Genomic DNA, 24,766 nt, shown 5'->3' with positions numbered 1-24,766 from the left:
TCAGCGAACCGCGTAGATCGGTTCCGACCTATAAATCGAAAATCGCCTGCTCGATCCATTCCGTCGAGCTACGAAACGTTTCCAATGTATTCAAAAAATAAGATATTCTTTTTTTTTAAAGTCATATCAGCTCATGTAGATATTGACGCATTCCCTCCAACATCTTATCGTGTAGCATCCCGTTGCTGGCGATCAAATTAGGAATATAAGGAGTGAATACGTTTCCGTCGTATGTGGACAATCTTCCTCCTGCCTCGGCAAGAATCACCGACGGGGCCGCCATATCCCAGGGTTTCAATCCTTCTTCCCAAAAGGCGTCGAATTTACCTTCCGCAGTCCAACAAAGATCCACCCCAGCGGCGCCGGTTCTTCGAACTCCTCTAGATTTAAGCAAAAAATTACGGTAATAGAACATCAACCGATCGATTTTTTTTTCCCGATCATAAGGAAACCCCGTGCACAAGAGGGATTGTTTCAACTCTTTCGTTTTGGAAACGTAAATCCTTTTTTTATTGCGGAATGCGCCTTGGTCCTTGATTGCGTGATACACATCGCCCGTACCGGGGAAGGGAACGATTCCCATTAGAACTTCTTTCGTTTCCTGATTTTCAAGTCCGATACAAAGACAATACAAAGGAAGTCTATGAGAGTAATTGACGGTTCCGTCTAACGGATCCACGATCCACTTAAAGACGGAGCTTCCAGTTTTGTTCGTACCTTCTTCCCCTAAAATCGAATCCGAAGGAAACATCCTTTCGATTTCGGAGATGATCCTTTCCTCGGAACCTTTATCCGCTTTAGTGACAAGGTCGCTTTCGATTTCTCCCTTGAACGAAACGTCGAGATCGTTTTCTTCTTGAGTCGTCGCCAAAAATTCCATCACCTTCGGAACGAAGTTCAGGAAATGGTCGTATCGGATTTTGACTTCGTTGTCTAAGCTCATTCCTTCTCCAAGGCCTTTCTCGCTTTATCCCGATGTTCGGGACGAATCGCGGATTGAACACTAGCCAGTACTGCCGCGATCACGCCCGCGTCATCCAGAAATCCTCCTCCCGGAATAAAATCGGGAACCGCATCCAAAGGGGAAATAAAATACGCGAGCGCCCCGGCGATGATCAACTTCGTACGCAACGGAGTTTCGGAATCCATCATGGCGTAATACAACGCGACCAAATCTTCCGTAAACGGAATCTTGGAAACGACGGATTTTAATTTAGGCCAGAATTCCTTTTTAACTTTTTCGATCAGATCCATAATCGCTCCTTTTCCGGATTTTCAACGATTTCTCTCTTGTCCCAAATTCTACGTTTCAGTATCAAGAAAGAAAGATGATTTTTATTTCCGTCGCTCTTTTCCCGGAAGCAAAACCTTTGATCCAAATCCTCGGACTCAAAATTTCGAGGGAATCGAACGTGTTTCCCGTCTATCGAAACGAAACCCATATACTTACGGTTTCAGGAATCGGGAAGGTTTTTTCCGCCGCGTCCGTCGCGTTTCTACTCGCGAAGTACGAAAAGGAAATCTCACCGACATCTTGGATTTTCAATTTCGGAATCTGCGGGGCTCCGAAAGAATCGTTTCGAACGGGAGAATCCTATTTGGTAAACAAGGTAACGGACGCAAGCACCGGAAAAAATTATTTTCCTGACATTCTTTTCCGATCCGATCTTCCGGAATCCGATTTAATCACATACGACAAACCCGTTTTTGCGGACCAAATTTCCGAACTACCGAACACGTTAGTTGACATGGAAGCCTCCGGTTTTTTTCAAACCTCTCGGAAGTTCTTTACATCCGAACGAATCCGGATCGTAAAAACCGTTTCCGATCATTTCGAAAGGATTCGGACTACGGAAGAATCGAACGCCGCGGAAAAAATTTCCGAAACGATCACTACTTCATTGCCGAATCTAGTTTCGATCCTAACCGTTCCTAATCCGAACGGACAAGGACCGGAACTTTTACCGAAAGAAATAGAAACGCTTATTTTTTTTACGAAGTTGTTCCGTTTATCGGAAACGGAACGACTTCAACTCAAGGATTGGATGTTGGGATATAAGATCCGCACCGGGTTATCGCCCGATCGCGCGGTAGAATATTTAAAAGCGACCCCGATCGTAGATCCTTCCTACGAAACGGTACGGACGAGAGAGGAAGGAAAGAAAGGATTGAATGCCCTCCGAAAATTTTATCGCTCCTAAACGGTTCTCTCATATTTACGTCGAACGATCGGCGGAGAATCATCCGAAAACTAGGGAGGTTTTGTCCAAGTTTCCCGAATCTTCCGTGATTTTAATCGAATCCTACAAAGAGGTTTTTAACCCCTCCGCTCAAAATTTTCAGGCCCAAAAAAGAAGTCCCAAACTCATACTCGCCGAACGTAAGGATCAGTATTTGTATTCGGGATCGGGAATCGCCCCCGATTTCGGTTATCGTCATTTTTATTATAACGCCTTGGTTCTGAATTGTCTTTACAATTGCTCCTATTGTTACCTACAAGGGATGTATCCTTCCGCAAACGTGGTCGTTTTCGTAAACAACGAGGATTACTTCCGTGAAACCGACGAGCGCTTGAAACTTTCCAAACCGTTGTACCTGTGTATTTCGTACGATACGGATCTACTCGCTTTGGAAAATATATTAGGATATTGTAAAGAATGGATCGAATTCGCCCGCTCCCGTCCGGATCTGATCCTGGAACTGAGAACAAAAAGCGCAAACTTTAAATCGATCGCTTCCCTTCAACCGACGCCTAACGTGATTCTTGCCTGGACGTTGTCTCCGGAATCGGTTATAAAGGAACACGAACCGTTGACCCCGAGGCTGACCTCCCGACTTAAAAACGTAAAACAAGCCTTGGAAAACGGATGGCAAGTGAGACTTTGTTTGGATCCGATTTTGGACGTTCCGGATTGGAAAACTGTCTATGGAGAATTCGTCCGCGACGTTTTCCGAGAGATCCCCGGAGATACGTTGAAGGAGATAAGTTTAGGAGTATTTCGGATGAACTCGGAATACTTTAAGAACTCGAAAAAAAGAAGATCGGATTCCTACCTCTATTATCTTCCGATGGAAACCCGTTCCTCCGTAAAATCCTATCCTGAGGAATTGGAAAAAGAAATGTTTTCCGCATTGGAAAAAGAATTGGAATCCTTCGTCGCGAAAGAAAAGATTCACAGACTGATCGCAAACGAAACTCTTTGAAAAAACGAAAACCTACTCCGACCACTATGAACGAAAACGGACAAAACCGAAACACATCCGCAATCGTAACCGGCTCCTCCCGGGGAATCGGCCTTGCGATATCGGAATTCCTCGTATCGCAAGGATATAAGGTAATCGGAATATCCAGGACCGCCCCGCAATCTCGATCGCTTACGACATCGGAACTTTATCGTCACGTTCATTGCGACTTATCGAACACGAAAAAAATCGAATCCGAAGTTTATAATATTATAAATAACGAACCCCCCGTAAAAATCTTGGTTAACAACGCGGGAATCGGAGCGTTTGCCCCGCACGAGGAAATTCCGGTTCAGGATTTGGAAAGGATGTTGATTTTGAACTTCGTGACTCCGGTTCTTTTGACCCGTTTATTCCTTCGGGATTTAAAGAAAAACGAAGGTTGGATTTTTCAAATCCATTCGGTGACCGCGCTCAAGGAATCCGTCCGAGGAGCGGCTTACGCCGGAAGTAAGGCCGGACTACGACACTTCGGTTTAAATTTATTCGAAGAAATCAGAAAATCGGGAGTCAAACTGATAAGCATCAATCCCGACGTCGTGGACACCGAATTTTACGAGACCCTTGATTTCGAAAAAGATCCCGATCCAGGATCGTATTTGAACGTATCGGACGTTTTAAACGCGTTCGAGTTCGCGTTTTCGGGTAAGGAGAATTCCGGTTTTATGGAAATCACAGTTCGTCCGAGATATCATAAAATTTCCAAAAAACCGATTCAAAGAAAAAATCGAAATTCGGAAGCGGAGCGGTAAACCGAACGTAAATAACGATGAATCCGAACGAATTGAATGTCGCACTCGTACAATGCGATTTATCTTGGGAAAATCAGGAGGCCAACTACGAACGTGTAGAAAGTCTTCTTAAAAATTCCTCGAAAACATTCCCCGGACAGACGGATCTGATTCTTTTGCCGGAAACGTTTGCTACCGGATTTACGATGCGATCCGAGCGGATCGCGGAACCGGACGGCGGTCCTACCGAAACCTTCCTCAAAAAAATCGCGAACGATACGAGCGCACACGTATGCGCGGGCTGGATCCGGAAAAATCCCGGGGGAAAACCGTTCAACACCGTCAGCGTCGTAGCTCCGGACGGAGAAATCGTATTAAGATATTCTAAAATACATCCGTTCACGTTCGGAGGAGAAGATCGTCATTACAGCGCCGGTTCGGAAATCGTAAGTTACGATCTAAACGGATTTCGAATCACTCCGTTTATCTGTTACGATATCCGTTTTCCGGAAATCTTCCGAAGACTGGCCGGGGAAACGGATATCTTTACGGTTCACGCAAACTGGCCCGTTCCAAGGATTCATCACTGGGAGCTGATCCTAAAAACGAGGGCCGTGGAAAATCAGGCGTACGTTTTCGGGGTCAATCGGATCGGAATCGCCGGTTACAACAAAAGTATTCCGCATAACGGACATTCGCTGGCAATCGAACCGAACGGCGATTTTACGGACGCGGGAGAAAACGTGGAAACGGTTCTTTTTTATAGAGCGGATAAAAAAAGGATCTCGGAATACAGGGAAAATTTTCCGGTTTTATCGGATCGAAGAACTCCGGAAAGTATCGAAGTCAGAACAGCGGTGCGTTCTTCTCGAACCTAAGAAAACGTTCCGTCAAAGGAAGATTCGCCTCGATCGATTCTCCCGTAAAAGGATCCTTGAATTTTAAAAAATAGGACAAGAGCTGCAATCCGTAGGATTCGAACTGGGCTCCGGCTCTCGAATACAATAAATCCCCCACGACGGGACATCTTTGACTTTGAAAATGAACGCGAATCTGGTGGGTTCTTCCGGTCTCCAATCCTATATCCACAAAACTGAATTTTCGTCCGGAGCGGGAATTGATATATTTTAGAACTTTGTAATGTGTTATCGAACGTCTTCCTTTCGGAGAAATCGTCATTTTCAAACGTTCGACCGGATGGCGCGCGATGGGGAGATCGATCGTCCCTTCTTCCTCGGGAGGATGTCCTTGCACCCAAGCGTAGTATTTTTTTTGAATTTCACGTTTTCGAAATAACTCGGACAACTTGCCGTGGGCACGATCGTTCTTCGCTATAAGAATCAAACCTTCCGTAGGTTTGTCCAGTCGATGTACGATTCCTGGCCTGGATTCTCCACCCGCCTTGGATAATTCCTTAAAGTGAAAGAGCAAACCGTTGACCAAACTCGGAGAACGATCTCCCGGTCCGCTGTGGCTTGCGATTCCCGCGGGTTTGTGTAGAATCAGATAATTCTCTCGATCCAAAATTACCGGTAGGTCCATGGGCACCGGTTCCAAATTAAGAGGAGGTCGAGGAGGAACGGAAACGGAATACCGATCCCCTACTTTTACTTTGATCGAACTTTTGTCTTGAATGCGATCGTCTTGGTTACGAACGAATCCCGACTCGATCCATTTTTGAATCGACGCCCGGGAAACCTCATCGCCGAAAGATAGTTTGAGAAATCGATCGAGACGGTTTCCCGAAAATTCTTCTAAGACCTCTGCTTTCAGTTCCAAGTTCATCGGAAATATGGGGAAGATCCCAGATTTTTATCGAGACCAATTTTAGCACTCTAAAAAAACGGTTTCCATTTTCATTCCTACGACTTAATATGACACATTGAAACCCAACCCCTTAGATCTAAGGAAGGAAAGAAACATGGTCAAAAAAATTTTGAATCTGATTCTGCTCGGTGCAATTGCATTTTCATTCACTCTTTGCTCCTCTGCCGACAAAAAAGAAGAATCCGCTCCGGAGCCTTCTCAAAATGAGCAATCTGCCGCAGCGAACAGAAGTGTGGACGTAGATTCTCCGCAAGCGATCGCCGATTCTCTCAACGAAAAACTGAAGGACTTCAGATATCCGGACGGACTGACTCGTCCAGGATTCAGCTACAAAAAAGCGGACGTAAACGCAGGTGATTTCAGCGACTGGGCGAAAGTGAACACTCCCGTAATCAAAGAAGGTCTTGGAAAACTTCCGGACAGTTTCGCTCTTGAAATCACGGGTCATACCGACGCGGTCGGTCCGGAGCAAGCCGAAGGGGATAAAAAAGGAAATATCTATTATTCCGAATTACGCGCTAACGCAGTGAAACAAGCCCTGATCAAACAAGGAATTCCCGCGAATCGTATCGTTACGAAAGGTGCAGGATCCTCCGAGCCGGTTTCCGGTTTGGACGCTAAGGACGCCAAAAACAGAAGAGTAACCTTCCGTTTTGCGACTTCCGCTCCACAACAATAAACCGAAAACGTTCAATCAGAAATCTGATTCAAAGGGGCGATGAGCAATCATCGCCTTTTTTGTCCCTTCTCGCGAGTCTGAAATTTCCCAGTTAGTAGGTCGCTCACCCGACCTCCTCGATGTTTTCTTCTCTTTTCCTTAAAACGAAATCGAAACAAATATTACAGTTTTTTAAAATGATTTACCTTGGTTCGAAAAGATATCCGATTCTTAGGGAGGCGTATGTAAGAACGATTCCGAAACTCGCTCGTACCTACCTATGTCGTTTCTGTCGAATAAAAAAGCCCGCTCTTTCGAACGGGCTTTTCCGTATTGTTTCCGCGTATATCTTTTACGATCGAAAGCGGAACCCCTTTTCGCGGAAACGTTTAATCGGCGGAAGGAGAAATCATCTTTTCCGGAAGAACCCACTGATCAAACTGCTCGCTCGTCAAAAGGCCCAGTTCGATTCCGGATTCCTTCAAGGTAGTGCCTTTCTTATGCGCGTTCTTTGCGATTTTTGCCGCGTTATCGTATCCGATATGAGGATTCAAAGCGGTGACCAACATCAAAGAATTGTTCAAATGTTCTTTGAGCTGTTCGAGATTCGGCGTAATACCGCGCGCGCAATGTTCCTCGAAAGAAACGCAGGAATCCGAAAGAAGTCGGATCGAATTCAAAACGTTGTGAATGATCAACGGTTTAAACACGTTCAATTCGAAATTCCCGGAAGCACCTCCGATATTTACCGCGACGTCGTTGGCGATCACCTGCGCGGCGACCATCGTCATCTGTTCGGATTGGGTCGGATTCACCTTTCCCGGCATAATGGAAGAACCGGGTTCGTTTTCTGGAATACTGATTTCACCGATTCCACAACGGGGACCGGAGGAAAGCCAACGGATATCATTCGCGATTTTCATCAGGGAAGCGGCGACGGTTTTTAAAACCCCGCTTACTTCCACCAACGAGTCGTGAGCCGCGAGCGCTTCGAATTTATTTTCCGCACTTACGAAAGGAAGACCGGTTTCTTTGGATATCTGCGCCGCGGCCTTTACGGCGAATTCCGGATGAGTGTTCAAACCGGTCCCTACCGCTGTTCCGCCTAACGCAAGTCTGTAAACCGCGGGCAAGGACGACTTCACTCTGGAAATATTATATTCCAATTGTTGCACATATCCCGAAAACTCCTGTCCCAAAGTCAGAGGAGTGGCGTCTTGCAAGTGGGTTCTCCCGATTTTGATGATATCTTGGAATTCGCCGGCCTTCTTTTTCAGAGTGTCTTTGAGTTGGGTCAAAGCAGGAATCAATTTAAGGTTCAATTGTTCGGCCGCGGCGATATGCATCGCGGTCGGAAAAGTATCGTTGGAGGACTGGGCCTTGTTTACGTCGTCATTCGGATGGATCGGCTTTTTGGAACCCATAACTCCGCCGGAAATCTCGATCGCGCGATTCGAAATCACCTCGTTGGAATTCATGTTGGTTTGTGTTCCGGAACCGGTCTGCCAAACCGAAAGCGGAAAGTGCTCGTCCAGTTTTCCGGAAATCACCTCGTCCGCAGCTCGAACTATGAGATCCTTCTTTTCGACGCTCAAAAGACCGAGCTCGGCGTTTACGATAGCCGCCGATTTTTTTAAGACGCCGAGCGCGCGGATCATTTCCCTCGGAAATCGATCGTTTCCGATATGAAAGTGATGCAAAGATCTTTCCGTTTGCGCTCCCCAATATTTGGAATCGTCTACGGCGATTTCGCCCATTGAATCCGTTTCGATCCTGGTTTTCATGAATCCTCCGAAAATTTATTCGTGATTAAAATATTATAACCCAAAACGGAAAGAACCGTTAATTAGAAAATTCTAAAGTATTGAATGCTTCGGAATTTCCGGATTACGTCATTCGTCTTGGAATCGTCTCAGAGTGTCCGCCAACGCGGAAAACTCCGGCTTTTTAGCGGAAACGTTATCGAGGTAATCCAGAGTGGACTGAATCCAAGTAGGATCGGATTCCAATTCCCTTCTGATAAAAACGTGTCGAACCTGGTTCATCGCCCTGATTTCCAGAAATCTCCGCTTCTGGTCATAGTACATGAGGTCGGCCACTTTGTCTTTTCCGAATTCTGGAGAGGACACGGCGGCGACAACTTCGTCCAACCAGATCAGTCCGTTATTTTTACGATCCACGTAGTCGATCGCTTTTTGCAGACGGGCGGGAACGATCAGCTCCTTTTCCTTCGGACCGACGATGACTCCCAACGAGGTTTTCTTTTTCGGTTTAATCGTTTCGGTGGAAGGCCCGTTGTCCGCAGAGGATTTCGATTCCTTTTTCGCGGAGAATTTCGAAGTAGTTTCTTTTTCCTTCGACGGAATCGAAATTCCGAAAAGCCCCAATATGAATTCGATGATCCTTTCGAAAATGGATTTGGAAGCACGTTCCGCACGGATCCGTTCCTTTTCGACGTCCTCTTCCCATTCGGCGATGGCCTTGCTCAGACGGATCTGTTCGTCAACGGCCGATTGGCCGTCTTTGGCGTCGGAGACTTCCCGCAAAAATTCGTAGATTCCCCGCGTATATCCGTTTTGTCGGATTAAATTGTGGATCGAGGTTCTCCTCGGACGCACTTCGATAAAAGAACGTAGAATCATATTCTTCGCCAGAATCAAAAGTCCGATCGTTTCGCCTTCGTGACCTTTACGTTCCTTTTTTAAAAAATCCTCGCGTGCACGAATGCGTTCGAGCACTTCCCGGAAAAGTTCAAGCCTACTCATGCCCGCGCTTTTTACTGCTCCGTCGTCCGCCTCAAAGTTGGAAAGGTCGAATTGAACCGGCTCTTTCGATTCCTTAAAACGAAGTAGATTTTCTCCGGTGATAAGATTGATCAAGGATTCCCGTTTAAGATTGGAAAGCGCGCGAATCGTTTGGATGAGCACTTCGTAGGCTTTGATAAAATCCCCGCCTCCGTTCCAACTTTTTCCGGAAGTAAACGCCGGATGTTTTTTTAATTCCTGGGCGTAACGTTCCGCTTGTGCGTTTCCGGTCAACTCGATCCAGGAGGAAATTTCTCCGGGAAGAATCTGAAGAAGAATCTTACGTGCAATCACGGTAAAAAGATCGAACACGATCTCGAGTTCCGTTTTTTTCGGTTCTTCTTCCTTGGTCGCATTTCTAAAACTCAACAACTCTTCGAGTGAAGGTTGAAAAAGATGAAACCGAGGATGAAGCTGCAACAAAGGGGAGCGCGATCCTCTTTTTTCCAAAACGGACAAAACCTCGGACTCGGTTTTGATCACGGAAAGTTGATTTAGAATTTCACCCGGCTTCTGATCGAGAAGTTGAAAGATATGACTGAATAAATCTCCTCGCACTTGAAGCCTCTCCAAAGAGGTTTCAAGAGAAAGAGATTCCAAATTCTGCATGGACTTTTCCAGAAATTTGGAATCGGCAAGATTGATCGGCGTTCCTTTGTCGTCTACGTTCACGTAGTTGTGAAGAACCCATTCTTCGAGCTCCGAATTTTTGGAAACGTTCAGAATGAATTGATCCCTCGCGTGAACCATTTCCAGGACGGCGGCGACACTCTGTAAAAGACAACCGCGTTTCACCTTTACGATCTGTTCCGCTTTCAAAGAGGCGGGACGAATGAGTACGTTCGCGATCTGAAGTTCGCGGGATTCCTTTTGAAAAAGAAGATATTGATAGGATTGGATTCCCCGACGCTCCTCCAAAAATTTCAGATCGTTCAGTTTGAGATGTTGTAGTTGTTCGAGTTTCGTAAGTGCGAACGGAGAATGATTGAAAAGGAAATAATTTTCAACTCCCTTTTCCACCAAATCGATGTCCTTAAACGCTCCCGGATTGAATTGGAGCATAATGACTTTGAGCTCCTGGTCCGAAATCATATCCTCCGTTTCTTCCGGAGCGGCGGCGAAAGTTTCTGGGGTGGGAATTTGATTTTCAGATTTGGACATAAATTATCCGGCCCCGTAAGGGCACATTGTTAAGAGACTGCGGAAAATCGGAAAAGTCGAATATTGTTTGTCCCAAAACCGGATTTCCATTCCCGAAAAATACTCAATCATAAGTTTCCAAACGAAAAAGAGAAACCGTAGATTTCGGAGGAAACGTACGGACTTTTACGGAATGGACTTATCTTTATAAATATCGGTTTCGGAACTTAGGAAAAAAAATCAGCTACGGATAATTCCTTCCAAAAAACCGAGGTATTTTTCCCGGCCGGGATAAGGAATTCTCGCCGAACCGCTTGCTACGGCGGCTTCGGCCACAGCAGGAGCGACATGAAACAAAACCCGTTTGTCAAACGGTTTCGGAATCAGATATTCCGGACCGAATTGAAAGCGTGCTCCTCCATAGGCCAGGCTTACGGCTTCCGGAACTTCCAGACGGGCCAGTTCCGCAAGAGCCTTTGCTGCAGCGAGTTTCATCTCGAGTGTGATATGACGAGCGCGCACGTCCAAGGCTCCCCGGAAAATAAAAGGAAATCCTAATACGTTGTTTACTTGATTGGGATTATCGCTTCTTCCGGTTCCCATAATCAGGTCGGAACGTACGGCCTTAGCTACGTGATACGGAATTTCCGGATCCGGATTTGCAAGCGCGAAGATGACCGGATCCTTCGCCATAGAACGAACCATATCCTCGTCCACCATATTCTCCACGGAAACTCCGATGAATACGTCGGAGTTTTTCATGACGTCGCGCAAAGTCGTATCTTCGGTGGTTTGAACGTATTTCCGTTTGGAATCGTTGAGATCGGTGCGTTTGTGATGAATCACACCCTTTGTATCGACCAGAAAAATCTGTTCCTTTTTGATTCCGATATGTTGAATGAGTTCCGCGATCGCGATCCCTGCGGCGCCCGCTCCGCAAATGACAACTTTCACTTCGGAGGATTTTTTGCCAGTTATTTCAAAGGCATTCAAAAGACCGGCAACGGTGATGATGGCCGTCCCGTGTTGATCGTCGTGAAAGACGGGGATGTTCATCTTTTCGATGAGTTGTTCTTCGATATAAAAACTTTCCGGAGCCTTGATATCCTCCAGATTGATTCCGCCGAACGTAGGTTCGAGAAGTTTCACCGCGTTGATGAATTCGTCCGGATCCTTAGTGTTGACCTCGATATCGAACACGTCGATACCCGCGAATTTTTTAAAAAGAACGGCTTTCCCTTCCATGACCGGTTTGCCGGCCAATGCGCCGATATCACCGAGTCCGAGGATCGCGGTTCCGTTGGTGATGATTCCGACTAAATTGCCTTTGTTGGTGTATTCGTAGGCCAAATCGGGAACATCCTTGATCTCCAAACAAGGATAGGCGACTCCGGGAGAATAAGCGAGGGAAAGATCGAAAGAATCCTGAGTCGGTTTTGTAGGAACTACTTCTATTTTTCCCTTAGGATGAAGCGCGTGATATTCTAGAGACTTTTCCCTCATACGATTTTTCCCATGTTTTTTGAATCAGAACTTGCGACGATAACATTTCATTTGCCAACGCAGAACTTGCTGAAGATTCTCCCGAGAATCTCCTCCGTGTCCACTCTTCCGTTGACCTCTCCGATTTCGGAAAGCGCGTAATCGATTTCTTTTATGTAAATCTCGGCGGGAGCTCCTTCTGTGAGGAGCCGAAGCGTATTTTCCAAAGAGCGAACGATCGTTTCGAAATGATATCTCTGTCGTTCTTCCAACAGGACATAATCCTCCGAATGTCCTACGGCACCAGCCCTTTCCTTGATCGTTTCGAGAAGTGCGGGAACTCCCTCCCCCGTTTTACAGGAAATCTCGCAGACGATCGAATTGTTGAGATCCGCAAACGCGTTCCGATCCCAAGAAGAATCACGAACATCGATTTTATTCGCTACGACAACGGAACCCTCCAAACGATCCCGACCTCGTTTGATGAATTCCTTCCAATTTTCCTTTCGAGAAACGTCGATCAAAACAAGGCGAATGTCCGCGGCTCGAAATTCCTTCTCGCTTCGTTCGATTCCTAATTTTTCGATTTTATCTTCGGTATCCCGAACCCCCGCCGTGTCCACAAGTCGAACGGGAATTCCTTCGAGCAAAATCTCTTCGCTGATATAATCCCGAGTTGTTCCCGGAATTTCGGAAATGATGGAACGATCCTTTCCCAACAGACGATTCATCAGACTCGATTTACCCGTGTTCGGTTCTCCGTAAAGAACGATCCTCAATTGTTGAATCAATTTCTCCGCGGAATCCGATTTGGAAATAACGCTTTGACAAAGGGACTTCACCGTTTCGATTCTCCCCTTCCGCTCCTCCAAAGATTCGTAGGTAAGATCTTCGGTGGAAAAATCGATTTCCGCTTCACATTCGGCTTTGAGGGAAATTAACTGACTTCTCAAATTGGAAGTGAAACGCGAAACTTCTCCGAATACGTTTTTCTGCGCCAACTCGAGTTCGAAACGGGAACGCGCGGAGATCAATCTCCCGATCGCTTCGGCTTCGGTTAAATCCAACTTTTCGTTTAAAAAAGCCCTACGGGAGAATTCTCCTTGTTTCGCTGGACGCGCGCCCGCTCTAAAAAGAGCGTCTAACGCTTCTCGTAATAAGATGGGGTTTCCGTGAAAATGAAATTCACAAAGATCCTCGCCGGTGTAGGAGTTCGGACCTTTAAAATACAAAAAAAGAATCTGATCCAATTTTTTTTCCCCGACTTGAAAAACGCATTGGATCGCGTTTCTCGGAGGAATTTCTTCGGGAGATAGGATTCGATTTTTGGAATGAAGAAAAGAAGAGGAGAGTTTCAGCGCTTCCGGTCCGGAAACCCGGACGATTCCAATGGCCCCGGATCCGGAAGCGGTCGATACGGCTGCTATCGTATCATTCAAAGTTTGCTTCTTCGAGAAGGTCGTTGTTCGGACCTTTTTCGACGACGTCTTTGTATTTGTGTTTGTCCTTCATCGGGATGATTCTTACCTTTTTGTAGGTGCCGTTTCCTTCCGAACGGGTGAATACCTTATCGTTCTCCTGTAAGGCCATGTGGATAATCCGTCTTTCGAACGGATTCATCGGTTCCAACAGCTTGGATTTACCGGACTTGGCGACCGTTGCGGCCACGGATTTTCCGAGACGAACCAGGGATAATTCTCGCTTATCACGATACGATTCGATATCCAGAACGATTTTTCTTCCGTGTCTGATTTTGGAATCCACCATCAAGTTGAGGATAAATTGAAGCGCGTCTAACGTTGCTCCGCGTTTACCGATGACGAGACCGGATTCTTTGCTCGCGATTTCGACGTATATTTTTCCGTCCACGTCGCCCATTCCGATCACTTCCGCCTCGATTCCCATTTTTTTAAGAACGGTAAGAACGACTCCGTGAATGATCTTTTCCGCGGGTAAATCGCGGGAAGTCACGTAGGTGCGTACGACCGCAGGTTTCTTTTGGGAAATTCCGAAAAAGCCTCCCTTTCCGGAATCGACGGTTTCAAAACGAACCTCATCCGAATCCAATCGGAGAGTTTTGAGAGTGTACTCTTCGGCCTCGGATTTCGATTTTCCTTCGGCTTCAAAGATGTAATTTTCCATGTGTATATCCTCGATTATGAGTTCGCAACGATTATCGGGTTAGGCATTGGCCTTTTTCTTTTCTTCGGTTTTTTTCAGATGATTGGTGATCCACTGTTGGCCGATCGAAAGAATATTCTGGAACGTCCAGTAAAGAGTTACGCCGGAAGGCATATTCCAAAAAATGTAAAGCATCATCACGGGCATCACGTAAAGCAGAACCTTCTGATTCGGATCCATGGAAACGGAGGTCATTCTCGTTTGAAAGATCTGGGTTCCTACCATTAAAAGAGCGAGGAGGTTGAGACCGATGCCGGTCTGCGTGAAATAAGGAATCGCGGGCGAAGTCCAGACCACGTCCGGTTCGCTGAGATCCTTAACCCATAGGAACGGCGAATTCCAAAGATCGATCGTATCGGAAAACGCCGTATACAACGCGATAAAGATGGGAATCTGGATCAACATCGGAAGACATCCGCCCACCGGATTGACGTTATTCTTTTTATAGAGTTCCATCGTCTTTTGTTGACGCATCTTCTGATCGTTCGCGTATTTTTCATTGATAGTTTTTAACTGAGGACTCAGTTCCTGCATCTTCTTCATACTGTCCGCCTGTTTTTGATTGAGCGGATAAAATACGAGTTTAAAAAGGATCGCGAAAAGAATGATACTCCAACCGTAGTTCGGAATCGTAAAGCGGTAGATCTGCTTTAAAACCCAGATGATTCCGTTTCTAAACGGAGTAGTAATTCCTTGGTTGAAGGATTTGTTCAAATCGGCGCTTAAACCGGCAAACGGGCTGTTTTTAGCCTGATTCGGATCGAACTCCGGATTACGGAACGCCATACCTTCGCTTTCTCTGATTCCCACATAAGAAGCGAAATCGAGAGTGTACGTTTCTCCGGGATTGAGGAGTATATTATCATATACTAATACAGCGCCGGTTTCGTTTTTGGGGCGATTGTCCAAAACGATCCCCTGAGGTTTATGATCCAAAGGATCCGCAACCGCGATAAAATACCGGGAACCGGTTCCCGCGAAATCAACCCCCCCGTCTTTGTTCGTTTTTACGCTGAAGGTTTCATCGGAGCCGGAACTTCCCGTAAAAAAATTCCCGACGGAGGACCAGAATCCCACCGAAGAGCTTCCGTCCAAAGTATCCTGAAACGAACCGCCCAAATGGTAAAAACGGAAAAAATTAGCCGTATCACGATCGGTAAGAGCGCGGTCTTTCGGATACGGTCCCAAACTTCCGAACGTCCGCAGATACTGAACGTTTTTTTGAGAAGCGAAGGCGCGTTTCTCGTTGCTAAGGTTTACGAGAGCGATGGAGAGTTTGAAGTAATTCTCGCCGGGAAAAAAACGGAACTGTTTTTTCAACTGATACGATTTATCCGGAGAAGTCGCCGTAAATGCGATCGTATGATTGGTTTTGTCTTCGGTTAAGGAAAATTGAATGCGATTCCACATCGAGTCGGAGACTTCCTCCAACGAATCCGAAAAATTAAAATCGAATCCGTTATCTCGGGAAAGCTCCACGGCTTGATAACTTTTGCCGTCGATCGTGATCGTCTCGGGATTTTTGCGGGCGACTTGCGTAACGTGTCCGTCCGGCCCGACGTAATCTTTTACGAAAAATTTGGAAATTCTACCGCCCAAAGAACTGAATTCCACGATGTAGGAGTCGGTCACCAGAAACGCCTTTTTCACATCGGTGGGAATCTGTGTTTTGGAAATTTCTTTCACGGGAGAAGCGGAAATCTGCGCTTCTTTTTTTGGAGCCGTCGCGGAATCGGTTTTTTTGGTTTCGGAAGTTTTTCCCGCGGTCGTTTCTTGCGCCTCGGGAGTTTTTTTGGCCGGGGCGGGAGGAAAGAAAAAGTAATTCACCCCCATCCAAATTCCCATGCTGAGAATCAGCGCTAAAAATAATCTACTTTGTCTATCTTCCATGATTCATCCTTTTTAAGTTCGGTGGTAGGGGATCTTCAAACCCTTTGGAAAGCGGATTACACCGCAGAATTCTCCAAACGCTTAATTGTAACGCTCGGAAGAATCCGTATTCTTGAAACGCTTGTGCTGCATATTCGGAACAAGTAGGAGTAAACCGACAAGCGGGGGGAAGCAAAGGGGAGATTAGCCGTTTGTAAAGCTGAATCAGTTTGATTGCAAGTCGGTTCATCGGATTCGGTGGATCAGAGAGACCAGAATCTTAACCAGTTCCCCGTGCTCGAGAGTTAACATTTCTTTTTTGGCTAATATCGCTATATCAAAGCCTTTCAGAAAGTTCTTCTCTTCCTCGTGTAGGACCGCTCTTAGTTTCCTTTTGATCCGATTTCTCAGAACCGCCGTCTTTACCGTTCGTTCCGGACAATAAAGATAACGGTTTTTCGATGAGGAATTGGAAAGATATACTAGAACGATCGGGAAGCGGGAGACTCTTTTACCAACCTTAAAAAGAGATTGAATCTCCTTCTTGGATTTTAATGTCTCTTCGATGACTTAATTCTTAGTATTTTTTACCGAGTTTTTCGTCGGAAACAGTCAGTTTGTATCTGCCCTTTTTTCTTCTGCGGGAAAGAACCTTTCTTCCCCCGGCAGTAGCCATTCTCGCGCGAAATCCGTGTGTTCTCGCTCTTTTAACTCGGCTGGGCTGGTAATTTCTTTTCATAATTATCCCTGATTGGCGTTAATGATTGCGTAACTCTTTCCTAAAGAAAGAATTCAAAACTCTTTCTGACAGGAGCTTTCTGAAAATAGTCTAAGTCAACCATTTCACATTCCAGATGAATGTGAATTTGTCGAAATCGGGTTTTTCTATTCTTGAGAAAGTTTCAGGGAGACCCTGGGAAGGCCCGAACGACCGGAGGAAAACCGTCAGAACCGATTTTCTGTCCTAAAATAAGAAAACCCGGCAACGTCCTACTCTCCCATGCAGCGAACCACACAGTACCATCAGCGATGAGAGGCTTAACTTCCGTGTTCGGGATGGGAACGGGTGTGGCCCTCTCTCTATAGTCACCGGGAATCTTGAGGTCAGATTCGCGTACCGATTTCTGACGTCAATTTAAAATTAAGAAAAAGTTCGAAACGGATCCTGTAAAATTCGAAAGTAGATCGAAACGTTTCCAAGATTCGTACCCCCGCAAAGGATCGTTTTGAAACGCGGTAGAATAGCCGAATTGGGACGTACCGGATTCTCCCGTTAGAATCATCGGGGCCGCAGAAGCCGGGGAACTGGAAATCCCCGTCGGTCCTCCGGAAAATCCGTACAATTTTCCCTGATTGGCTGCGGCCGGATAACCGTAGGCACCGACAAAGACGTCCTCAAATCCGTCTCCGTTTGGATCTCCGTGAGAGACAAATGTTCCGAACTGGTCGCTGGCGGTTTCGCCGATCAAAATCGAATTCGCCGTCGAAGAGGATAAATCCAAGGTCGGAACTCCGGAAGCTCCCAAAGAAAGGGTAACAAAACCGTTTCCCGTCGAGGTCAAGGGGGCCCCGATCAATACATCCGAAAAACCGTCCCCGTTTACATCTCCCAAAGAAACCGAACTTCCCAAAAGACCGCCCGAAATAGAACCGGTAATGGTAGAATTGGCGACTCCGGAGGCGCTGAAATCCTGATTCGCAACGCCTACCCCACCCGCGGAATGAAAGAAAAACACCCTCCCCGTACTGGAGGAAAACGCTTTCGCGCCAATCGAAGCGTCATCGAATCCGTCTCCCGTAACATCGCCCAAAGCGACGGAAACACCGAACTGAGTTGCGGTCGGTCCGTAAAGAAGCGTGTCCGCAAACGGAGCGGAGTTGGAGGGAATTCCGCTAATTCCCGAAGAATGAAAAATATAGGCCTTGGAAATTCCGTCCGCTCCGACCAATACGTCCGCGTATTGATCCCAATTCGTATCACCGACGGAAAGCGAGATTCCAAAACGATCGTTGGTCGATTCTCCGACCAACGTAGCACTTGCCGTAACAGATCCGCTCGCTACGATTCCCGAAGACCCGCTGGAATGAAAAATATAAACGGCTCCCTGCGATGCGTTTTCGCCGTATGCCCCGACGAATAAATCCTCGTAACCGTCCCCGTTCACATCGCCTGCCCCGAGTGCGCCTCCGAAAAAACTGGAAGAAACTCCCGACAAAATTCTCGCGGGAGAATCCGAACTCGAAATCCCGCCAGTTCCCGCGGAATGATAAATGTAAACCGAAGGTGATGTGGGTGCTCCCACAGCCGCATCCGCGTAACCGTCTCCGTTAAAATCGCCCAAGGCCAAAGACCAACCGGCCTGATCACCCGGAGCTAGTCCCACCAAACCCGCGTTTGACGACGCTGCGGATTGGGAAACGACGCCTTGTTCGCCTCCGTAAAACAAATAGGTCTTACCGTTTGCGCTTCCTCCGAATTGATTGGCTCCGACCAAAAGATCGGGATAACCGTCCCCGTTTACGTCCTCGTTGTTTCCTTTTCGGACGAGAATGGTATTCGTCCCGGAAGACGAGGTACGAACTCCGACCGAATGCAACGAATGATATTTCCAGGCTGAGGAGCCCGTAGGTAAGGCGAAGGACCAACGCCCGCCCGCAACGGAAGCCTTTTGAAACGGCCCTTCGTCCAGGGAAATTTGAACTTCCTGATCCGAAAAAACGGTTCCTATCAAGAATCCGGAACGGATCGTACCGAGATTACGGACGTTTCGAACGGTCGGACCGAAAGGAAAACAACCTTCGTTTTGTCCCAGAAGACATTGTAAGATTACGGTTTCATAATACGGCCCGGAACTGAGATCCCCCGGATTATAACTGGGAATACGAAAACATCCGAAGGATAAAACGAGAAGAAAAAGGATTTTATAGTATCGCTTTCGCATAACTTTCGTCTACGGATTTGAAGATCCGATGTTCGGTCCGTTTTTCAAGGAAAAATCGTAGATACGAAGACAAAAAATCCGTTAAACCGAAGTGTTATCTCTTTTTACGACTAGGCAGATATTTATAATATTCAACTTCGATGGTATTTATTAGAAATGTGTAATACTTTACGAGTTTCTTATCGTATTTTTTCTTCTGTGCTTCGTTTCTAAGGAACTCGGAAATTTGATCCCTAATCAGCGGAGCCTTGAGATCGGTATGACTGAGAATGATGGAGCCGGGCATTCCTTGTGGAACGATATCGTCAGGGATCAGAATCGTAGCGGAATTCTGCAACAAAGCATACTCGATCGTGGACGCCACCTTATCGTCGTCCTTTTCGCTTTTTAGATGCGCGACGCTATTTCTGATATTGTCCAGGTTTTCGAATATCTTCTTCCGTAGGGAACGAGAATCGTGAATTTTATCGGTGATCTTGGTAAAACGACTCGGAAACACGAATCTTTCCGCGCCTTTTGCGATAAGACTTACTTTCTTCTCCTTGGGAGTTTCACCTTTCGAATACGAATGTTCCTCGTCCGAATCGTCGCCGGAATAATAATCCTCGGAAGAAGAAGTCGTCGCTCCGTATTCTCCCTTAAAACCGGAACCCAAGGAAGAAGAGTTTCCTCCGGACGCAAAAATATCCGTTTTTTCCCTCTCCCGAAAGTAGAACGCGAGCATTAAACCGAAGAAGATGCTCACCGGAATTCCGACGAAGAGAATTCCCGTGGTTCTAAAATAAACGGACGCGATCAGAAATAAAATCATACTCGCGACAAAGCCCAACATTCCCATAGGAAGATTGAATTTTTTCGCGAACTCCCGCGATCGTTTACGCTCGTTTTCAATCTGCTCCATCGTTTGGATGCCTTGCTGGAGTTTCACGATGTTCTCCGCCTTAAGTTTCGCATTCAAGCCGGGATGTTTCGGATTACTTAAACTCGCGTTGATCTCTTTGGCGATCTGAAGATCCTTTTGATACGCCGGATTGTTGACCGCGAGACTGTTGAGTTTATGCAGAACCGCAGCCATATAACCGTGATCCACCGCATAGATGTCCGTCTTTTGATCCGCTCGTTCGACTTCTTTCATTCCGAACTGAGCGGTAATATCCCTCTTTAATTCCTCTATCAATGCCGGATAACGCGTTTCGTCTAAAAGTCCGGAGGATTTCAATTTTTGTTCCGGAGAGAATTTATATAAGGTCTGTTCTTGCAGAGTGTTATCAGTGATCTGCTGAAGGATTCTCGCTTTCAAGGATTTGAATACGCTTTCCTCTTTTCTTTGGGAGAGTTTGTCCATCTCTTCCATCAATCTTGAAAGAACTTGGATCGAACCTCGGCACGTTTCGGAAATTTTTTTTCCGAGTTCGTCCGGTTCCCGATCGAACGGATAATCGTTGATCAGAGAAATCAGGGCTTTCACTTTTTCCTTGTTTTGTTTTCTCCCGGGCTCGACCATCTGCACATGGGTTTGTTCGAATTCGGCAATCCTGTTTCTAAAAAGGGAATAACCCGCCCGTTCGCTCAATTCCTTAAGATAGGGAATCGCAAACTTTTCCAACGCATCCGCCTGACAACGATAATGCGCTACTACTTCCGGCTGATTTACGTACGAACCATCAGGATTGAGCTGGAGATCGTCCAGGATGATATGATAATCCGGAAGGATTTTCATAACGAAATTCTTCTTGAGGGAATACGTTACGAAATCGCGTAAAAAGTCGGTCATCGGAATATAACCGTACGGCTGAAACCCTCTTTTTAAAAGAGTGGAAAACTCCGCTTCGATGGACGCGAGTTTGGGAAACAGCCAGTTTTTACCCGCTTTGTTCTTATGAAGTAAAAACGCACCCGGGTTGTCCTCGTCCGGAAGTTTCGGTTTTTTGGCGCGGTTCTGCAAAACGAGATCGATCATTTCTTCCGAAAATTCGAAACAGGCGACCCGATACGGAGTTACGTCCGTTTTCGCCTCTTTTTGAGGAGCGGCAATCGCGACTTTCGCCAAAACCTTGGCTCCGTTACGGACGAGAAACGGATAGATATATGCGGATTTATTCTTTCCGCGCTTATCGTAATCAACTAACTGACGTAATGCGAGATCCACACTCTGAGGGGATTTGGCTTGCTCGCTTAAATTCCTGTATTTGTTAAGAAGTTCGCCGAGCTTGTCTAACGTCAAAAGATACGAAGGATGAATGCTCTTCGATCCGTGTTTTTCCGTTTTTTTATGCCAGTCGCGAAGTTCATCGAGAATACATCGAGCCGTAGAGGAAAGACCGACCGCACCTTCGTTTAAGAAGATATAATCCGGCATTAAGGATTGTATTTCCACCGGCTTGGCTCCGGCGAGTTCTTCGAAGTTTATGTCCTGTTCGGTACTTTCCATATTTATAATTCGGATAACGCAACGCGTCCGGCAAAATGATCCTTTTTATGTGTCCAATCTTTTAATGCGAATGACGGGATGAAACCTTTTTATTTGGAGAATTTCTCCAATACGCTTCCTATTCTTACGATGCCTTCCTCGATCTCTTTGTCTTCTCGTACGAAACTCAATCGAAAACATTCTTCCCGATGAGACCAGTTCGAATCCGCTCCAGGGAAAAAGGTTTTTCCGGGAACGATGATCGCTCCCGCCTCTTTTAAGATCGGATAAAGTTCGGAAACGGGCAAGCTCAGATTCTTCACCCAGATCCAAAGAAAAAAAGCGCCTTCGCTTTCGTGGATTCTATAATCGATCGAGGAATTCCATTTCAGAAAAATCGTCTCACGGGCGAAAAGCGACTTTCTTTCGTAAAAGGGTCGAATCACGTCACGACAAAGATTTTTCCAAAGTTCGGAACGGAAAAGTTCTAAAGCGATGAATTGACCTAGATTGGCGTTCGTAAGATTGATCACCGAATTCGCGCGTTGCAACATCGAAATCGTTTCGACGTCGCCTAAAATAAAACCGGTCCGAGCTCCGGGAAGTCCCAATTTGGAAAGACTAAAACCTTGGATCATCCCAGGTTTGTGAATTAAGGACGCGGCTTTAAAAACGACACCCGGAAAAGGAAATCCGTACGCGTTATCAACTAACAGCGGTATGTCGGCTTCCGCGGATTTGGAAATCAAAAACGAAAGTTCTTCGTCCGTGATCACGTTTCCCGTTGGGTTGGTGGGTCTCGAAACGCAGATACAACCCGCTTCCCGTTTCCAATCCGGATAAGAATCTAATTTCTCTTTGGCAATAAAATATTTATAGGAACGATCTCCGGTTTCCCGAATGTCCGGACCGAAAGACAAAAAGGAATTCTCCTCTAAAGTTTGATCCGTATAACCTATGTATTCGGGAAGAATCGGAAACAGGATTTTCTTTTTGCTTCCGTCCGAAAAACGTCCGGAAAAGAAATTCAACAAAAAGAAAAAAGCGTTCTGACTACCGTTGGTGACGGCTATCTGTGCGGGGGAAATTTCCGATCCGGATTCCTCCGAAAAAATCGACGCAAGTCGTTCGCGTAATTCTATAATTCCGGCGGGCGATTCGTAACTTCCTAAAATTTTTTCCATGGCACCGGAATCGATTTGTTTAGAAACGATTTCGTTCCAAACCGCCGCGACCTCTGGAATCAAAGCAGGATTGCCGCCCCCCAACATACAGGATCCAGGAGGTGGGTTCCCTAGATCGTCCATCAATTGACCGATGCCCGTCTGTTTAAGAAATTTCTTGCCGAAGTCGGAATAAGCGGAACGCATATCGTACCAAATTTCCTACGAACCTCGAAGCAGAAACCAGAATCTAAGTGAAAAGGGAAATTTTACGGAATCGAACAACGGAATCCTCTTGTATTTTTTTTACGATTCCTAAAAATCTCAGCCACGGAAAGAAACCTTACGTCGAATTTACGATCGAAACAAATCCGTTCAAAATATCGCGAGGACACCGAGCAAACAGATGGTCGAAACCGTTTCTAATAAGATCAAGACAACCGAAATTTTAGATCTCTCCGAATTCCTAAACCGATTCCCGTGGGATCCGAAATGGATCGAATCGGATCCTTCGATCGACACTCTCTGGGAATTCGAATTGGACGTGGACGTCGAATCGCTTTGGCCTTGGTTGATCGACACGTCTTCGTTTAACAAAAGAATCGGAATTCCCGAAATGAAATACGTGGAAAAGGAAGGAAAACTTTTCGGTTCTTCACGGAACGCCGGAATCAAAATGGAATGGGAAGAGGTTCCCTGGGAATGGGAATACTGCAAAGGATTAAACAACGCGAGAATCTATAACAAAGGCCTCGCGAAATACGTGCGGACGAGATATCTTTTGGACAAACTCCCCGAAAACAAAACGAAACTCACGGTATATTTCGGATGGATTCCGCGGGGAATATTAGGAAAATTGATTCTTCCCTACGGAATGAAACAGTTGTATTTAGAGTATCAAAAGGGACTAAGCGGACTTTTGGATGACATACGGACTCGTAAAGAAAACGAAACGTTACTCGCCTCCAATCGAATACTGAAAGAAAACGTAGCCGTCTCGGAAAACGTCAAAGTCAAACAAATCCGATCCGGCCTTATCGGCGTTGGAATCGATCAAAAACTCGTGGATCGTGTGATAGACTACGTATTATCCGAGGACGAAAACGAACTTTATAGAATTCGTATTAAAAAAATATCATACGATTGGAAGGTTCCTCTGGAGGAGCTTCTTTTCCTTTTTTTGCACGGATGTCGTTCCGGATTATTCACTTTATCCTGGGACGTCATTTGTCCTCATTGTAGAGGAGTGCGCTCCGAATTGAGCAATTTAGGAGAAGTTCCCTCCCAGGATTCTTGCGACGTATGCGGAATCGATTTCGAATCCACGAAACTCAATTCGATCGAAATCACGTTCCACGTTCATCCGTCCATCCGCGAAGTACAAAAAAGATATTTCTGCGCCGCGGAACCAGCGACCAAAGCTCATATACGGTTTCAAAAAACGGTGCCTCCGGGCGTAGAATACGATACGGATTTATTGTTAAACGAAGGGATCTTTAGACTTCGTGTGGGAGGAGAAAAAAAATACAGCCTTCTTCAGTTAAAACCTTCCGCACCGGAAACCGTCCGATGGACCGCGGAACAAAACGAAGAGGAACTGTCGGCACAACCTCGTCCTACGATTCGAATTCTGAACACTGCGACTTCTCCGAGGACGTTCATTATCGAAGAGAAGAAAGAGGATTATTACAGTCTCCGTCCGGCGGACTTGTTCAACTTTCAGGATTTCAGGGACTTATTCACGGAGCAGGCGGTCGCTTCCGATCTGCAATTGGACATAGGAGTTCAGACGATTCTATTTACGGATATCGTAGGATCCACGAGATTCTATATTTCCGAAGGGGACACGGGAGCGTTTAAGGAAGTGCGCGATCATTTCGTGCAAGTATTCCGCGTCGTAAAGGAACACAGAGGTGCGGTAGTGAAAACGATCGGAGACGCGGTTATGGCGGCGTTCGCAAGTCCTCTGGATTCGTTACGGGCATCGATCGAATTGCAGAAAATTTTCCGAATAACCCCGCAGAATAGGATCCAAATCAGAATCAGCCTACATTCGGGACCTTGCCTCGCCGTAAATCTCAACAGTAATATCGATTACTTTGGAAACACGGTCAACTACGCCTCTAAACTTCAGGCGATCGCCGACGCGGGAGAAATCGTATTTTCGGAAGTCATTTTTAGGGACGAGGAAATCCGGAAATACCTAAAAGAATCGGAAACGAAGGTTCGAAAACTTCCGTTTAAACTTCCCTGGTCCGAGGAAGAACAATCGGTATACAAACCGGTGATTTCACCAAAAGATTAGAAAAGTATAAT

21 protein-coding genes and 1 rRNA gene are annotated in these 24,766 nt (G+C 46.1%); 6 read left to right on the top strand and 16 right to left on the bottom strand.

Features of this window, described 5'->3' with window-relative positions; translation table 11 throughout:
* Positions 1-121: 121 nt before the first annotated feature.
* Together EHQ17_RS18960 and EHQ17_RS18955 are read right to left on the bottom strand one after the other, a co-directional pair.
* Positions 122-943, bottom strand: coding sequence for an inositol monophosphatase family protein (locus EHQ17_RS18960; protein ID WP_135593463.1), 822 nt, complete (start codon positions 941-943; stop codon positions 122-124).
* A complete protein-coding gene (locus tag EHQ17_RS18955; RefSeq protein ID WP_135593465.1) occupies positions 940-1,254 on the bottom strand; it encodes a YkvA family protein in 315 nt (104 codons plus the stop codon). The genes EHQ17_RS18960 and EHQ17_RS18955 overlap by 4 nt, the downstream gene beginning before the upstream one ends.
* Positions 1,255-1,328: 74 nt before the next feature.
* Here EHQ17_RS18955 and EHQ17_RS18950 point away from each other — a divergent pair, with 74 nt between their 5' ends.
* Genes EHQ17_RS18950 through EHQ17_RS18935 form a run of 4 tightly spaced genes read left to right on the top strand, consistent with a single transcriptional unit; the run spans position 1,329 to position 4,852 of the window.
* On the top strand, positions 1,329-2,201 hold the full coding sequence (locus EHQ17_RS18950; RefSeq protein WP_135593467.1) for a 5'-methylthioadenosine/S-adenosylhomocysteine nucleosidase family protein: 873 nt from the start codon (positions 1,329-1,331) through the stop codon (positions 2,199-2,201).
* Positions 2,173-3,204, top strand: a complete 1,032-nt coding sequence (locus EHQ17_RS18945; protein WP_135593469.1) for an SPL family radical SAM protein — start codon at positions 2,173-2,175, stop codon at positions 3,202-3,204. The genes EHQ17_RS18950 and EHQ17_RS18945 overlap by 29 nt, the downstream gene beginning before the upstream one ends.
* Positions 3,205-3,230: 26 nt before the next feature.
* Positions 3,231-3,995 carry an SDR family oxidoreductase gene (locus EHQ17_RS18940; RefSeq protein ID WP_135593925.1) on the top strand — a complete coding sequence of 255 codons (765 nt, stop codon included), beginning with the start codon at positions 3,231-3,233 and terminating at the stop codon, positions 3,993-3,995.
* A gap of 17 nt (positions 3,996-4,012) precedes the next feature.
* Complete coding sequence (locus tag EHQ17_RS18935) at positions 4,013-4,852, top strand: carbon-nitrogen family hydrolase (RefSeq protein ID WP_135593471.1); 840 nt, start codon at positions 4,013-4,015, stop codon at positions 4,850-4,852.
* Here EHQ17_RS18935 and EHQ17_RS18930 read toward each other — a convergent pair.
* Entirely contained in the window at positions 4,821-5,759 is a 939-nt protein-coding gene (locus EHQ17_RS18930) for an RluA family pseudouridine synthase (RefSeq protein ID WP_135593473.1), read from the bottom strand. The genes EHQ17_RS18935 and EHQ17_RS18930 overlap by 32 nt on opposite strands.
* A gap of 136 nt (positions 5,760-5,895) precedes the next feature.
* Between EHQ17_RS18930 and loa22 the strand changes: the two genes are divergently transcribed.
* The gene (loa22, locus tag EHQ17_RS18925) at positions 5,896-6,480 is read left to right on the top strand and encodes an OmpA family outer membrane lipoprotein Loa22 (RefSeq protein WP_135593475.1); all 585 of its coding nucleotides are present in this window, start codon (positions 5,896-5,898) and stop codon (positions 6,478-6,480) included.
* A 368-nt stretch (positions 6,481-6,848) separates the two neighbouring features.
* Here loa22 and fumC read toward each other — a convergent pair whose 3' ends face one another.
* The 13 genes from fumC to EHQ17_RS18860 all read right to left on the bottom strand — a co-directional run bounded on the left by fumC (position 6,849) and on the right by EHQ17_RS18860 (position 22,657).
* The gene (gene fumC, locus EHQ17_RS18920) at positions 6,849-8,243 is read right to left on the bottom strand and encodes a class II fumarate hydratase (RefSeq protein WP_135593477.1); all 1,395 of its coding nucleotides are present in this window, start codon (positions 8,241-8,243) and stop codon (positions 6,849-6,851) included.
* Between the two features lie 108 nt (positions 8,244-8,351).
* The gene (locus EHQ17_RS18915) at positions 8,352-10,424 is read right to left on the bottom strand and encodes a hypothetical protein (RefSeq protein ID WP_135593479.1); all 2,073 of its coding nucleotides are present in this window, start codon (positions 10,422-10,424) and stop codon (positions 8,352-8,354) included.
* Between the two features lie 219 nt (positions 10,425-10,643).
* Positions 10,644-11,906 (bottom strand): malic enzyme-like NAD(P)-binding protein, encoded by a 1,263-nt coding sequence (locus tag EHQ17_RS18910; RefSeq protein ID WP_135593481.1) that lies wholly within the window; start codon positions 11,904-11,906, stop codon positions 10,644-10,646.
* Positions 11,907-11,953: 47 nt separating this feature from the next.
* Complete coding sequence (gene mnmE / locus EHQ17_RS18905) at positions 11,954-13,324, bottom strand: tRNA uridine-5-carboxymethylaminomethyl(34) synthesis GTPase MnmE (RefSeq protein ID WP_135593483.1); 1,371 nt, start codon at positions 13,322-13,324, stop codon at positions 11,954-11,956.
* On the bottom strand, positions 13,317-14,027 hold the full coding sequence (jag, locus tag EHQ17_RS18900) for an RNA-binding cell elongation regulator Jag/EloR (protein WP_135736228.1): 711 nt from the start codon (positions 14,025-14,027) through the stop codon (positions 13,317-13,319). The genes mnmE and jag overlap by 8 nt, the downstream gene beginning before the upstream one ends.
* 39 nt (positions 14,028-14,066) lie before the next feature.
* Positions 14,067-15,956, bottom strand: a complete 1,890-nt coding sequence (gene yidC, locus EHQ17_RS18895; RefSeq protein WP_135736227.1) for a membrane protein insertase YidC — start codon at positions 15,954-15,956, stop codon at positions 14,067-14,069.
* Positions 15,946-16,185, bottom strand: coding sequence for a membrane protein insertion efficiency factor YidD (yidD, locus tag EHQ17_RS18890; RefSeq protein ID WP_100746243.1), 240 nt, complete (start codon positions 16,183-16,185; stop codon positions 15,946-15,948). The genes yidC and yidD overlap by 11 nt, the downstream gene beginning before the upstream one ends.
* Positions 16,182-16,472: a ribonuclease P protein component gene (gene rnpA / locus EHQ17_RS18885; protein ID WP_246057626.1), complete on the bottom strand. Its 291-nt coding sequence runs from the start codon at positions 16,470-16,472 to the stop codon at positions 16,182-16,184. The genes yidD and rnpA overlap by 4 nt, the downstream gene beginning before the upstream one ends.
* Positions 16,473-16,512: 40 nt before the next feature.
* Positions 16,513-16,674, bottom strand: a complete 162-nt coding sequence (gene rpmH, locus EHQ17_RS18880) for a 50S ribosomal protein L34 (protein ID WP_000828326.1) — start codon at positions 16,672-16,674, stop codon at positions 16,513-16,515.
* Positions 16,675-16,912: 238 nt separating this feature from the next.
* A 5S ribosomal RNA gene (gene rrf, locus EHQ17_RS18875) occupies positions 16,913-17,029 on the bottom strand.
* A gap of 36 nt (positions 17,030-17,065) precedes the next feature.
* Positions 17,066-18,877 (bottom strand): FG-GAP-like repeat-containing protein, encoded by a 1,812-nt coding sequence (locus EHQ17_RS18870; protein ID WP_135593485.1) that lies wholly within the window; start codon positions 18,875-18,877, stop codon positions 17,066-17,068.
* 94 nt (positions 18,878-18,971) lie between these two features.
* A complete protein-coding gene (locus tag EHQ17_RS18865; RefSeq protein ID WP_135593487.1) occupies positions 18,972-21,308 on the bottom strand; it encodes a hypothetical protein in 2,337 nt (778 codons plus the stop codon).
* Positions 21,309-21,397: 89 nt separating this feature from the next.
* Positions 21,398-22,657, bottom strand: coding sequence for a valine--pyruvate transaminase (locus EHQ17_RS18860; protein WP_135593489.1), 1,260 nt, complete (start codon positions 22,655-22,657; stop codon positions 21,398-21,400).
* A 199-nt stretch (positions 22,658-22,856) separates the two neighbouring features.
* Here EHQ17_RS18860 and EHQ17_RS18855 point away from each other — a divergent pair, with 199 nt between their 5' ends.
* The gene (locus tag EHQ17_RS18855; protein WP_135593491.1) at positions 22,857-24,755 is read left to right on the top strand and encodes an adenylate/guanylate cyclase domain-containing protein; all 1,899 of its coding nucleotides are present in this window, start codon (positions 22,857-22,859) and stop codon (positions 24,753-24,755) included.
* Positions 24,756-24,766 lie beyond the last annotated feature (11 nt).

The sequence above is a fragment of the Leptospira gomenensis genome, from assembly GCF_004770155.1.
GTDB classification, from domain to species: domain Bacteria; phylum Spirochaetota; class Leptospiria; order Leptospirales; family Leptospiraceae; genus Leptospira; species Leptospira gomenensis.
Note: the sequence above shows the minus strand (reverse complement) of the source record. Positions and strands in the feature narration are given on the sequence as shown.